Annotated in this window: 9 protein-coding genes and 1 pseudogene; all 10 read left to right on the top strand. The window is 51.8% G+C overall.

Translation table 11 applies throughout. From position 1 onward, the window contains the following. The first annotated feature begins 38 nt into the window (after positions 1–38). Positions 39–1,427: a DUF1329 domain-containing protein gene (locus BCA33_RS08000; protein ID WP_071264816.1), complete on the top strand. Its 1,389-nt coding sequence runs from the start codon at positions 39–41 to the stop codon at positions 1,425–1,427. A gap of 75 nt (positions 1,428–1,502) precedes the next feature. Further along, entirely contained in the window at positions 1,503–2,651 is a 1,149-nt protein-coding gene (locus BCA33_RS07995; RefSeq protein ID WP_071264814.1) for a YCF48-related protein, read from the top strand. Between the two features lie 45 nt (positions 2,652–2,696). Then, on the top strand, positions 2,697–5,081 hold the full coding sequence (locus BCA33_RS07990; protein ID WP_071264812.1) for an RND family transporter: 2,385 nt from the start codon (positions 2,697–2,699) through the stop codon (positions 5,079–5,081). A 184-nt stretch (positions 5,082–5,265) separates the two neighbouring features. Further along, positions 5,266–6,249, top strand: a complete 984-nt coding sequence (locus BCA33_RS07985; protein WP_071264810.1) for a TAXI family TRAP transporter solute-binding subunit — start codon at positions 5,266–5,268, stop codon at positions 6,247–6,249. Positions 6,250–6,337: 88 nt separating this feature from the next. Beyond that, a complete protein-coding gene (locus tag BCA33_RS07980) occupies positions 6,338–8,947 on the top strand; it encodes a TRAP transporter permease (protein WP_071264808.1) in 2,610 nt (869 codons plus the stop codon). Positions 8,948–9,125: 178 nt separating this feature from the next. Continuing rightward, a complete protein-coding gene (gene thrS, locus BCA33_RS07975; protein WP_071264806.1) occupies positions 9,126–11,051 on the top strand; it encodes a threonine--tRNA ligase in 1,926 nt (641 codons plus the stop codon). Continuing rightward, positions 11,048–11,593 (top strand): translation initiation factor IF-3, encoded by a 546-nt coding sequence (gene infC, locus BCA33_RS07970; RefSeq protein WP_083394675.1) that lies wholly within the window; start codon positions 11,048–11,050, stop codon positions 11,591–11,593. Before thrS ends, infC begins: the two co-directional genes overlap by 4 nt. Before the next feature lie 93 nt (positions 11,594–11,686). Next, the gene (gene rpmI, locus BCA33_RS07965) at positions 11,687–11,878 is read left to right on the top strand and encodes a 50S ribosomal protein L35 (RefSeq protein WP_071264804.1); all 192 of its coding nucleotides are present in this window, start codon (positions 11,687–11,689) and stop codon (positions 11,876–11,878) included. A 45-nt stretch (positions 11,879–11,923) separates the two neighbouring features. Then, a complete protein-coding gene (gene rplT / locus BCA33_RS07960) occupies positions 11,924–12,277 on the top strand; it encodes a 50S ribosomal protein L20 (RefSeq protein WP_071264802.1) in 354 nt (117 codons plus the stop codon). Between the two features lie 153 nt (positions 12,278–12,430). Beyond that, positions 12,431–13,428, top strand: a pseudogene (gene pheS / locus BCA33_RS07955) (phenylalanine--tRNA ligase subunit alpha). Positions 13,429–13,442: the final 14 nt, after the last annotated feature.

The following is a 13,442-nucleotide window of genomic DNA, read 5'->3' as shown; positions in this document are numbered from 1 at the left end:
GCCTTCTCACAGGCTTCCAGTCGATTTCAGGGTTACATATGAACTATAAAAAGAGTGTGATACTCGGGGGTTTGCTCGCCCTCTCGGTAGCATCATTTTCTTCCTTGGCCGCCGTTTCTTCAAGTGAGGCTTCGCGTCTTGGCCAGGATCTTACACCGTTCGGATCCATCAAGGCCGGCAATGAGGCAGGTACTATCCCGGCGTGGACCGGGGGGCTTACAGAGCCTCCAGCCGGGTATGAGGGGTCGGGGCAACACCATGTTGATCCATTCCCGAACGACGAAGTGCTGTTCACCATTAACGCATCCAATAAAGATCAGTACGCCGAGCATCTTTCGGACGGTGTTCTGGCGATGCTTGAAACCTACCCAACCAGCTTCCGTGTACCGGTGTACAAATCCCGTCGTACTCACGCAGTACCCGACTGGGTTGCTCAGTACACCAAGGAAAATGCGGTAGACGCCGAAATTGTTGGCAAGGGCGAAGGTATCGAGGGCGCGTTTGGTGGCTACCCGTTCCCGATCCTGCACGGAAATAAGGAACAGAAAGCCTGGCAGGTAATCTGGAACCATCTAGTGCGCTGGCGCGGTGTTTCCGTTACCCGTCGTTCAAGTGAGGTTGCGGTACAGACCGATGGGGACTATTCCCTCGTGACCTCTCAGCAGGAAGGCTTTTTCAACTATTACAACCCTGAGGGTGGAGAAGGCGAACTTGATAACATCATTTTCTATTACCTTTCTTTTACCCAGTCCCCGCCTCGTCTCGCGGGTGGCGCTATTCTTATCCATGAAACCCTGAACCAGATTGTTAACCCCAGAAATGGCTGGGGTTATAACGCCGGGCAGCGCCGCGTACGCCGTGCCCCTAATCTGGGATACGATTCACCAATTGCGTCTGCTGAAAACCTCCGTACAGCGGACGATACGGACATGTTCAACGGTGCGCTGGATCGCTACAACTGGACTTATGAAGGTTTGAAGGAAATCTACATTCCTTACAACAACTATCGCATCGGTGAAAAAGGCACGCCTTATTCAGAAATACTTGGCATTTCTCACCTGAATCCAGATCTTACCCGTTGGGAGCTTCAGCGCGTTCACGTGGTGGAGGCGACACTGAAAGACGGCGCGCGCCATATTTATCACAAGCGACGTTTCTATGTGGATGCGGACAGTTGGAACACGGTGTTACTGGATCAGTACGACGGTCGTGGTGAATTGTGGCGTGTAACCATGGGTATCGCCAAAAATTATTATGAACTTCCGGGTGTGTGGACGGTTCTGGACGTTTATCATGATCTACAGGCTCGTCGTTATCACGTGCTCGGCCTGGATACAGAAGAACCCAACACCCGGGTCTTCACGGATGATGTACCAAACAAGCGCTATTTTTCTCCGGCCTCCCTGCGTCGCAGGAGTGTCCGTTAAGGCGGGCACTCTTCCCGTCATTGCCGGCATTGCCGGCCAGAGATTACAGTTCAAACAACATAATAGGCAATCTGAATGGCTAAAAGGTTGACGTGCAAGACAGTGGGGGCAGCCTGCCTCGGGCTTTCCATGGCTTGGTCTTCGCCAGCGGCGTTTGCGCTTGCGGATATCATTGAAACTCCCGCCCGGCAAACCGACCTGGCTACCACAAGTCTTCTGAATGACGCAGTGCTTGCGGGTGATCGCATTGTTGCGGTTGGGGAGAGGGGGCACATCATTTACTCCGATGATGATGGTAAGACTTGGGATCAGGGCAGTGTTCCCGTCTCGGTGACACTGACCGCTGTAGACTTTGGATCCGACACTCACGGCTGGGCCGTTGGTCACAGTGGCGTGGTGCTTCATACCGAGGACGCGGGTGAGAGTTGGAATCTGCAGTTAACTGGTATCGAAGCAACCGAACTGGCCATCGCCGGTAAAGAAGCACAGATTGCTGCAATGGAAGAGCGCGTTGAAGACGCCCCAGAATCTGAAAAGGAGGATCTGGAGTGGGCTATTGACGATGTGGTTTTTACCATGGAAAACATGCAGTCAGATCTGGACATCGGCCCTGTAAATCCATTGTTGAGTGTTTGGTTTAAGGATGACCAGTACGGATTTGTTGTAGGCGCCTATGGCATGATCCTGCGTACGGAAGACGGCGGTGAAACCTGGGAAGACTGGGCATCAAAAATTGAAAATGCGCAGAACTTCCACCTCAACAGCATTGCCAGCATAACGGGAGGCGCGCTGGCCATTGTTGGTGAGGCCGGGCAGATCCACGTTTCTGTAGATGGCGGGGATACCTGGGAGCGTCGTGAAAGCCCGTATCAAGGCTCTTTGTTTGGCGTGATTGGGACTGGCCAGGTCAATGAGATTCTGGCATTTGGACTGCGTGGCAATATGCTGTTCTCTACGGATTTGGGAAAGAGCTGGCGCATGGTTCCGAACAATGCAGGCGCAACGCTTAATGATGGAGTTGTGGCTGACGACGGCCGGATCACGTTAGTAGGTAATGGTGGCACGGTGCTTATGAGCAGCAATGATGCAGATTCATTTCGTGAGCACTTTCGCAGTGACCGGGCTGGCATCATGAGTGTGGTTCCGGTATCTGGAACCAATCTTCTTATCGTGGGCGAAAGCGGCGTAACAATTATCGATGCGCGCGGAAAGAACCTTCAATAACGCCCTGATGTGGCAACAACTGAAAAATAATAGAGGGGCTTTTGAATGTCCAACCCGAACCATGATAAGGGCGAGCACTACCTGACAACGCCCAAGGCGGAGCCTTTTTTGGAACGCCTGATTTTCAACAACCGAGCCGTGATACTTATCGGCTTTCTTCTGTTGACGGTGTTCTTGGGTTATAACGCTGTAAAAATCCAGCCGGATGCAAGTTTCGAGCGAATGATCCCGCTTGAACATCCGTATGTTATCAACATGCTGGAACATCGGAATGACCTGGAGAACCTTGGCAACTTTGTACGTATTGCTGTGGAGACCAAAACCGGCGACATTTTTTCTGCAGAGTACATGGAGACTCTTAAGCAGATCACCGATGAGGTTTTTTATCTTGACGGTGTCGATCGCTCGGGTCTGAAAACCCTGTGGACATCAAACGTTCGGTGGGTGGAAGTAACGGAGCAAGGCTTCCAGGGCGGCACCGTTATTCCAGATGGCTACGACGGCTCGCCTGCAAGCCTGGAGAAGCTACGCCAGAACATCCTCCGGTCAAACGAAGTAGGGCGGCTGGTATCAGATAACTTCCAGTCCACAATTGTGTACGCCCCGCTGTATGAAAAAAACCCGGAAACGGGCGAGCCATTGAATTACGCCACGTTTTCCCGCCAGCTCGAAGAAAAGATACGGAATAAGTACGAAGGGCAAAATCCGAATATCGACATTCATATTGTCGGTTTCGCCAAAAAAGTCGGTGACCTGATTGAAGGTATCGGGTCTATTGCCTGGTTTGCAGGCATTACAATTCTGCTGACCACACTGCTGCTGTTCTGGTATTCCCGGTGTATTACCGGCACGCTGGTGCCTGTATTCACATCGATCGTTGCTGTGTTCTTGCAGCTAGGTGCCTTGAGGCTTCTGGGTTACGGCTTGGATCCATATTCGGTTCTTGTTCCCTTCCTGGTTTTTGCTATTGGTATCAGCCACGGGGTTCAGATTATAAATGCCATGGCTGTTGAGGCCGGCAAGGGCTTTGATGCAGTAACTGCAGCCAGGCTGGCATTCCGTGCGCTCTATATTCCGGGCATGCTGGCACTGATTTCCGATGCCTTCGGTTTCCTTACATTATTCTTTATCGAAATCGACGTTATTCGCGATTTGGCCATCGCGGCCGGCTTGGGTGTGGCTTTCGTTATCCTCACCAATTTAGTGCTTCATGTGCTGATCATGTCCTACCTTGGCATCTCTAAAGGTGGTATTCGTCACGTACAGAACCACGGTGAAAAGCAGGATCGGAAGTGGCGTGTAATGTCGTACTTCGCTCACCCGGGCGTTGCACCGATTTCGCTGCTTATTGCTGTGATTGGTCTGGGTCTTGGTCTTTATTACAAGCAAGACCTGAAGGTGGGAGATCTTGACCAAGGCGCACCGGAGCTTCGTGCGGACTCGCGCTATAATCTGGACAACGCTTATATAATCGATAACTACTCTACCAGTGCTGACGTACTGGTAGTGATGGTCAAAACACCAGTAGAGCAATGTACCCAGTACAATGTTCTGCGCGCCATGGATTCATTGCAGTGGGAGCTACAAAACACGCCAGGCGTACAGTCTTCTGCTTCTCTTGCCGACGTTTCCAAGATCGTGACCAAGGCTCTGAACGAGGGTAACTGGAAGTGGTATGAGATTTCGCGCAACCAGACCATCATCAACGCGTCTATCCGTGAGGCGCCATCCGGGCTTATCAACACCAACTGCAGCCTGACGCCAGTGCTTGTGTTCCTTGAAGACCACAAAGCGGAGACGTTGGAAACCGTGGTCAAGAGGGTTGAAGTGTTTGCCAAGGCTAACAGTGATGACGAACATACTTTCTTGCTAGCGGCTGGCAATGCCGGCGTTGAAGCGGCTACCAATGAGGTTATCGCCAACGCCAAGGATATGATGCTTATCCTGGTATACAGTGTGGTAAGTTTGCTGTGCTTTGCTACCTTCCGGTCCATAAGAGCTGTGCTGTGTATCGTGATTCCGCTGGGCCTGACCTCGGTTCTCGGTGAAGCGATCATGGCGGTATCAGACATTGGTATCAAAGTAGCAACTCTGCCGGTTATTGCGCTTGGTGTGGGTATTGGTGTGGATTACGGCATCTATATTTACAGCAAGCTTGAAAAATACCTGTTGGAAGGCAAGACGCTTCAGGATGCGTATTTCGAGACCCTGCGTTCAACCGGTAAGGCTGTTATGTTTACCGGCGTTACTCTGGGACTTGGCGTGGTGACCTGGATCTTCTCACCAATCAAGTTCCAGGCGGATATGGGCTTCTTGCTGTTCTTCATGTTCCTGTGGAACATGGTTGGCGCAATCTGGTTACTGCCCGCGCTGGCGAGGTTCCTGCTGCGGCCGGACCAGATGATTGCAAAAGCACGCACTGCAAAATAGAGTTTGCAATGAAAACAAAAAAGCCCGAAGAGCGGGCTTTTTTGTTGCTTGTTCAACTGGTTAGCGAGCTAATACATACTTTATTTATAGGGTGAAGTGGTCTATGTTCTATATCGAGCGCGACACTTTCCCGCGAGCTCAGGCGGGCGGTTGATGACAACGATCAAAATAAGGAATAATTCACATGACATTGAAACTTAAAGCCTCCGCATTCGCAGTAGCAGCGGCTGTCAGCCTGGGTGCGGCCTCAACGGCTGTTTCCGCGCAGGAACAACGCTTCGTAACCATCGGGACAGGCGGTGTAACCGGCGTTTATTATCCAGCCGGTGGAGCCATTTGCCGCTTGGTTAACATGGATCGGAAAGAGCATGGAATCCGCTGCTCTGTTGAGAGTACGGGTGGTTCTGTATACAACCTGAATGCCATTCGCCAGAACGAGCTGGATCTGGCGGTTGCGCAATCCGACTGGCAGTACCATGCCTACAATGGCACAAGCCAATTCAAGGACGACGGCCCCAACAAAGATCTGCGGGCTGTATTTTCACTTCACCCAGAACCGTTTACCGTCGTAGCCAGCAAAGGCTCCGGTATCAAGAACTTCGAAGATCTTGCCGGCAAGCGGGTCTCTGTGGGTAATCCAGGGTCTGGCCAGCGTGCTACCGCCGAAGTGCTGATGGACGAAATGGGCTGGACCATGGACAAGTTTTCTCTCGCAGCCGAACTTAAGGCCGCGGAGCAGTCCCAGGCTCTGTGTGATGGCAACATTGATGCGTTCTTCTACACAGTTGGTCACCCATCCGGTGCCATCAAAGAAGCAACCACATCTTGTGACAGTGTTCTGGTAAACGTGAATAACGAGTCGGCCAAAAAGCTGATAGATGACAACCCGTACTACCGGAAAGCTGTGATCCCTGGCGGTATGTATCGTGGTTCTGATGACGATGTAACCACCTTCGGTGTAGCCGCAACGTTTGTATCTTCTACCAACGTACCCGACAAAGTAGTGTACGAAGTGGTCAAAGCTGTGTTCGAAAACTTCGACAGTTTCAAGCGCCTGCACCCAGCCTTTGCTAATCTGAAGAAGGAAGAAATGGTGTCTGATGCCCTGAGTGCGCCACTGCACCCAGGTGCCGCTAAGTATTACAAGGAAGCTGGTCTAATCGATTAATTCGGTTTCCGGCGATTAAATCAGCTGCGGGCAATCTCAGCCCGCAGCTTTAAATTATCTTACCGTTTTCCTCTGACAGGACTCTGCTATGACCAACAGCGACCCTAGTGCCGGGGATCGTATCGATAAGCAGAAGGTTGAGGAGTTTCTTCAGACCGAATCCGGTGGAAGGGCTGCAACCGGGTCTGCTGCGATCATTCTTTTTGTTGTTCCTTTACTCTGGTCTCTTTTCCAGCTTTGGATTGCATCTCCCTTACCGTACATATTCGAATTTGGTGTGTTCAACTCCTCGGAGTCGCGCTCGATTCACCTTGCTTTTGCCTCATTCCTGGCGTTTGCAGCGTTCCCCATGATACGGGGTAAGCACGCAAACGAAGTGCCCATTTATGATTGGGTTCTAGCGTTGGCTGCAGCGTTCACAGCATCATATTTATACGTTTTTTATGATCAGTTGGCCATGCGGCCTGGCTCGCCGAATACGCAGGATCTTATTGTCGCAATGGCCGGGCTAGTATTGCTTTTGGAAGCAACCCGCAGGGCGCTGGGCCTGCCGCTCACGATTGTGGCAGGTGTTTTTATTATCTACTCCTTGGCTGGCCCCTACATGCCAGACGTCATTTCCCACAAAGGGGCAAGTCTGAACAAACTGGCTTCGCACCAGTGGCTAGGTACCGAAGGTGTTTTTGGTGTTGCCCTGGGTGTTTCAACCAGCTTTGTATTCCTGTTTGTGTTGTTTGGCGCGTTGCTTGAGCGTGCGGGTGCTGGGAATTACTTTATTAAGGTTGCCTATGCCCTGTTGGGGCATATGCGCGGTGGCCCTGCAAAAGCTGCGGTGGTGGCCAGTGGTCTTAGCGGTATTATTTCCGGTTCTTCCATTGCCAACGTGGTTACAACAGGCACGTTCACTATTCCGCTGATGAAGCGGGTAGGTTTCCCCGCCACCAAAGCGGGTGCTGTAGAAGTTGCAGCCTCTACTAATGGCCAGCTGACGCCGCCAATCATGGGTGCTGCTGCATTTTTAATGGTCGAGTATGTTGGCATTTCTTACCTTGAGGTGATCAAGCACGCCATTCTGCCGGCGATGATTTCGTACGTGGCTCTCATTTACATTGTTCACCTGGAAGCCTGCAAGATGAACATGAAGGGCGTCGAGCGGCTGAACAAGCCAACCCTGGCCCAGCGTATGCTCGTCTGGGTGATGATGTTGCTAGGGCTAAGTGTGCTTACACTTGCAGTGTATTACGGCGTCGGTTGGATGAAGGACGTGCTTGGTAGTGGGGCTATGTGGGTTCTTACCCCGTTGCTGCTGGCCGCCTACGTTGCGTTGGTAGGCTATGGCTCGCGCTACCCCGAACTGGAAGAAGATGGCCCGGATTCAATAATGGACGAGCTGCCAGAGGTAGGTCCAACGGTAAAAACCGGTCTGTATTTCCTGTTACCTGTTGTGGTGCTTGTGTGGTGCCTTACGGTTGAACGCTTTTCGCCACAGCTGTCAGCCTTTTGGGCCACGGTGTTTATGGTGTTTATCATTATCACCCAGCGCCCTCTGAAAGCGTTTTTTAACGACCGGGGCAATTACTTCAACGGTCTTAAGCAGGGCGGGCTAGACCTTACCTATTCGTTGGTCACCGGCGCTCGCAACATGGTGGGTATTGGTGTGGCCACTGCTACCGCGGGGATTGTTGTGGGTACCGTTACCCTCACCGGCATCGGATTGGTTATGACTCAGTTCGTGGAGTTTATTTCCGGCGGTAACCTACTGCTGATGCTGGGCTTTACCGCTGTTATCAGCCTGATTCTGGGAATGGGGCTGCCCACCACCGCAAACTACATTGTGGTGTCTACCCTGATGGCGCCGGTTATTGTGAGCCTGGGAGCAGAAAACGGCTTGCTGGTGCCGTTAATCGCGGTGCACTTGTTCGTGTTTTACTTCGGCATACTTGCGGATGACACGCCACCTGTGGGGCTGGCGGCTTATGCCGCGGCGGCGATTTCGGGGGCGGACCCGATACGAACAGGTATACAGGGCTTCACCTACGACATCCGAACCGCCATTCTGCCGTTTATGTTCATCTTCAATACTCAGTTATTGTTGATCGGGCTGACCGGCTGGTTCGATTTGTTGGTGACGGTGTTCAGCGCGGTCACCGCCATGCTGGTGTTCTCTGCTGCCACTCAGGGCTTCTGGTTTACCAAAACCCGTTGGTGGGAAACCATAGGTCTGCTGCTTATTACGTTTACTTTGTTCCGTCCGGGCTTCTGGTGGGATGAGATCTACCCACCCACCAACGACCGCCCCGGCGCGGAGTTAATGCAACACGTAGACGAAGTTGCTGCAGACCAGCCTATTGTCCTTCAGGCTTCTGGCATGTCGTTGTCGGGTGATGATGTTTCCAAGTACCTGCAGCTGCCGTTGCCGGCAGGCGATACGCCTGAAAAACGGCTGGCGGCTGCTGGGCTGGAAGTGTCCAAGGCAGGTGACGTAATGAACGTTGAGTTCGTCAACTTTGGCAGTGATGCCGAAAAAGCCGGACTTAGCTTTGGCTGGACCATCGACGTCGTGCAGGTGGCAAATCCACGGCCACCAAAAGAGCTGATGTTCATTCCGGCACTGCTCTTGCTAGGTCTACTAGCCTTCGCACAGTTGCGACGCAGAGCAGGCGAGGGTGAACGTCCGGCTTTTGTGCCTTCGCAGTAATTCGGCGAGCGCAGCACGCAAACTGCCAAGCAAAGCTCTAAACAAACCCCGGCGTTAACTTGCCGGGGTTTTTTCTGTTAAACTGCGCCTCGAAACGGCCCGTGGTTTGTATCACGGAACGCCGTCAACATGTGATCTCTGGTATAGATCACCGCTGAGCAATCAACAGGAGCGCTTCATGCCCGTCATAACTCTGCCAGATGGCAGCCACCGTAGTTTTGCAGAACCCGTTACTGTGCACGACGTCGCCGCCGATATTGGCGCCGGCCTTGCCAAGGCAGCACTTGCCGGTAAGGTAGACGGAAAGCTTGTGGATACGAGCCACCGGATCGAGCAGGATGCAGAGCTGGCCATTATCACAGAGCGTGATGAAGACGGTGTTGACGTTATCCGCCACTCTACCGCCCACCTGCTAGCTATGGCGGTTAAAGAGCTGTTCCCGGAAGCTCAGGTAACCATTGGGCCGGTGATCGATAACGGCTTTTATTACGACTTCAAGTTCGACCGGCCTTTTACCAATGAAGATCTGGCTCGGATCGAGAAGCGCATGGAAGAGCTCGCAAAGCAGGATATTTCCGTATCCCGCTCTGTGCTTTCCCGCAGCGAAGCGGTAAAGCTGTTTGATGAAATGGGCGAAGAATATAAAGTTCGCATTATTGAAGATATTCCGGGCGATGAAGACCTGTCTTTTTACCGGCAGGGCGATTTCATTGATCTTTGTCGTGGCCCTCACGTGCCCAGTACAAGCAAGCTCAAGGCCTTCAAGCTAACTAAGGTGGCCGGTGCATATTGGCGTGGCGATACCAGTAACGAGCAGTTACAGCGGGTGTACGGTACCGCTTGGGGTAACAAAAAAGACCTTAAAGCTTATCTGCACCGCCTGGAAGAAGCGGAAAAGCGTGACCACCGAAAGATTGGCAAAAAGCTAAACCTGTTCCACATGCAGGAAGAGTCGCCGGGAATGGTGTTCTGGCACCCAGACGGCTGGTCGCTTTATCAGGAAATTGAACAGTACATGCGCGGGACTCTGCACCGTCATGGTTATAAAGAGATCAAAACACCTCAGGTGGTTTCCCGCAGCTTGTGGGAGAAGTCCGGCCACTGGGACAAATTCCGTGATGATATGTTTACCACGGAATCCGAAAAGCACGATTTCGCCATCAAGCCCATGAACTGTCCTTGCCATATCCAGGTGTTCAACCAAGGCCTGAAAAGCTACAAGGATCTCCCGTTGCGGCTCGCAGAGTTTGGCTCATGCCACCGCAACGAGGCTTCTGGTGCGTTGCATGGTTTGATGAGGGTGCGAGGGTTCACCCAGGATGATGCCCATATTTTCTGTGAAGAAGATGCGGTTCAGCCAGAAGTCTCTAAGTTTATCGAGCTTCTTCACGAAGTTTACGAAGATTTCGGATTTGATGAAATCCTGTATAAGCTTTCTACCCGCCCGGAAAAGCGAGTGGGCTCTGACGAAGTTTGGGACAAAGCTGAAGCAGCTCTGGAAGAAGCCTTGAACCGTGAAGGCGTCGATTGGGAGTTGTTGCCCGGCGAAGGCGCTTTTTATGGCCCGAAAATTGAGTTTTCTCTCAAGGACTGTATCGGACGGGTGTGGCAGTGTGGCACTATCCAAGTAGATTTTTCCATGCCGGGTCGCCTTGGCGCGCAATATGTCGCGGATAACTCCGAGCGTAAAACGCCGGTGATGTTGCATCGTGCAGTACTTGGCTCGTTTGAGCGGTTTATTGGTATTTTGATTGAGGAGTACGAAGGCGCGTTCCCAACGTGGCTGGCTCCAACTCAGGTCGCAATACTCAATATTACCGATAATCAGCGTGATTATTGTCAGGATCTGGCGAAAAAGTTGGATTCTTTAGGCTTTAGGGTTAATGCTGACTTGAGAAACGAGAAGATCGGCTTTAAAATCCGCGAGCATACTCTTAACAAAGTTCCCTTTCTTGCCGTTATCGGCGATAAAGAAGTCGAGAACAACACCGTTGCGGTGAGAACCCGCAAAGGTGAAGATTTGGGAACCCTATCGCTCGAAGCGTTCGAACAACTTCTGAAAGAAGATGTTGATCGCAAGGGCAGAATCAAGACGGAGATTTGACTATTAAACAGCGAACGAATCGGGGTGGGCGTACTCCTAAGGCGCCGATCAATGAGAATATTGATGCAACTGAAATCCGCCTGATCGATGCCGAAGGCAATCAGGTAGGTGTAGTTCCGATCGCAGACGCCCTCAAGATGGCAGAGGAGGCGACCCTGGATCTGGTTCAGGTTACAGATTCCGATCCGATCGTCTGTAAAATAATGGACTACGGCAAAAAAGTCTTCGACGAGAAAAAAGCGAAGGCTGCTGCCAAGAAGAAGCAGAAACAGACGCAAGTCAAAGAGCTTAAGTTCCGACCAGGAACTGAAGAAGGGGATTATCAGGTAAAACTACGCAACCTGGTACGTTTCCTTGAAGGCGGGGATCGCGGCAAAATCACTATCCGCTTCCGTGGCCGTGAGATGGCACACCAAGAAATTGGTATGAAACTCATGGAGCGAATTGAAGCAGACATTGACGCGCTGGCTCAGGTTGAAATGCGGCCGAAAATGGAAGGCCGTCAAATGACCATGATCGTGGCTCCCCGCAAAAAGAAGTGAATTTGATTCAGTGATGAATCCCCTGCCATAAGCGGGGGTTTTGTCGTTCAGGTTCACATTGATGTCATTAAAAACGAATGCGGAGTTTTAAAAATGCCTAAGATGAAAACGAAAAGCGGAGCGGCCAAGCGGTTCAAGAAAACTGCTACCGGCTTCAAGCACAAGTCAGCCTTCACCAGTCACATCCTGACCAAGAAGAGCCCTAAGCGTAAGCGTCAGCTGCGTGGTACTTCATTGGTTGCCAAGTCTGATGTGGCATCCGTAAAGCGTATGCTCGGTAAGTAACGCAGCAATACACTCACAACGGTTTTAAGGTAGAAGGATTAAGGTATGGCTCGTGTTAAACGTGGCGTGGTTGCACGTCGTCGTCACAAGAAGGTTTTAAAGCAGGCCAAGGGTTACTACGGAGCTCGTAGCCGTGTATTCCGCGTTGCCAAGCAAGCGGTTATCAAAGCCGGTCAATATGCGTATCGCGACCGTCGTAACCGTAAGCGCGCATTCCGCGCACTGTGGATTGCCCGTATCAACGCAGGCGCTCGGGTTAACGGCCTGTCATACAGCCGTTTGATCGCTGGCCTGAAAAAGGCAAACGTTGAAATCGATCGTAAGGTTCTGGCAGATCTGGCCATGAACGAACAGCAGGCATTTGCCGCTGTTGTTGAGAAAGCAAAAGCATCTCTTTGATCGCTTAGCTCTTTCATCGATTACGAATCGATCCGGTGCCAGTTGTTGATAAAGCAACAGGCATTGTTTAATAGGGGAAGGGCACGCTCTTCCCCTATTTTTGTTTAAAGATTTCAATTTTGAAATCCTCACTTCTGGTTTGGAGCAGGGTCAATGGAAAACCTGGAGCAACTGGTTCAGGACGGTTTAACGGCGGTCGAAAAAGCCGACAGCTTGCAGGCGCTTGATCAAATTCGTGTGGAATACCTCGGCAAAAAGGGCATTATTACTCAGCAGGCAAAAACGCTGGGCAAGCTCTCCGCAGAGGAGCGCCCCGCAGCCGGCCAGAAGATTAATGAGGCAAAAGGACAGGTTGAGCAGTCGATTAATGCCAAGCGTAGCTCTCTTGAACGAATTGCCATTGAGCAAAAGCTTGCCAATGAATCCATTGACGTAAGCCTGCCTGGCCGCGGTCAGGATCTTGGTGGCTTGCATCCGGTTACCCGTACACTGCAGCGTATCGAAGAGTTCTTCTCCCGTGCGGGTTACACCGTAGAGCAGGGGCCAGAGATTGAGGACGATTACCACAACTTTGAAGCGCTGAATATTCCAGGCCACCACCCGGCTCGGGCTATGCACGATACCTTCTATTTCAACCCGGGTACGCTGTTGCGCACCCATACCTCCCCGGTTCAGATCCGTACGATGGAAGCGGCAAAGCCTCCATTTCGTATGATTTGCCTGGGCGGGTTTATCGTTGCGACTCTGACATGACCCACACCCCGATGTTTCATCAGGTTGAAGGGTTGTTGGTAGAGAAAAATGTCAGTTTTGCGGATCTGAAAAGTACCGTTGAGGAGTTCCTGCGAGTGTTTTTCGAGCGCGATCTTCAGGTGCGTTTTCGCCCATCTTACTTCCCGTTTACCGAACCCTCTGCCGAGGTGGATATCGAGTGGGGTCGTGAAGCCGATGGAAGCATTAAGTGGCTGGAAATCATGGGGTGCGGCATGGTGCACCCGAAAGTGTTTGGATACTGCGGTATTGATGCCGAGGAATATCGTGGTTTTGCATTTGGCATGGGTGCCGAGCGCCTGGCCATGCTCCGCTATGGCGTAGATGACCTGCGCATGTTCTTTGAGAACGATCTGCGCTTTTTGCGTCAGTTCCGTTAACACAACGTTTACGG

The organism is Marinobacter sp. AC-23 (assembly GCF_001858325.1).
Taxonomy (GTDB): Bacteria; Pseudomonadota; Gammaproteobacteria; order Pseudomonadales; family Oleiphilaceae; genus Marinobacter.
The sequence above is the reverse complement of the archived record's forward strand: the minus strand, read 5'-3'. Positions and strand labels throughout refer to the sequence as shown.

Coding starts and splice junctions, on each gene's coding strand:
- BCA33_RS08000 (WP_071264816.1), top strand. CDS start 39: ATGAACTATAAAAAGAGTGTGATACTCGGGGGTTTGCTCGCCCTCTCG.
- BCA33_RS07995 (WP_071264814.1), top strand. CDS start 1,503: ATGGCTAAAAGGTTGACGTGCAAGACAGTGGGGGCAGCCTGCCTCGGG.
- BCA33_RS07990 (WP_071264812.1), top strand. CDS start 2,697: ATGTCCAACCCGAACCATGATAAGGGCGAGCACTACCTGACAACGCCC.
- BCA33_RS07985 (WP_071264810.1), top strand. CDS start 5,266: ATGACATTGAAACTTAAAGCCTCCGCATTCGCAGTAGCAGCGGCTGTC.
- BCA33_RS07980 (WP_071264808.1), top strand. CDS start 6,338: ATGACCAACAGCGACCCTAGTGCCGGGGATCGTATCGATAAGCAGAAG.
- thrS (WP_071264806.1), top strand. CDS start 9,126: ATGCCCGTCATAACTCTGCCAGATGGCAGCCACCGTAGTTTTGCAGAA.
- rpmI (WP_071264804.1), top strand. CDS start 11,687: ATGCCTAAGATGAAAACGAAAAGCGGAGCGGCCAAGCGGTTCAAGAAA.
- rplT (WP_071264802.1), top strand. CDS start 11,924: ATGGCTCGTGTTAAACGTGGCGTGGTTGCACGTCGTCGTCACAAGAAG.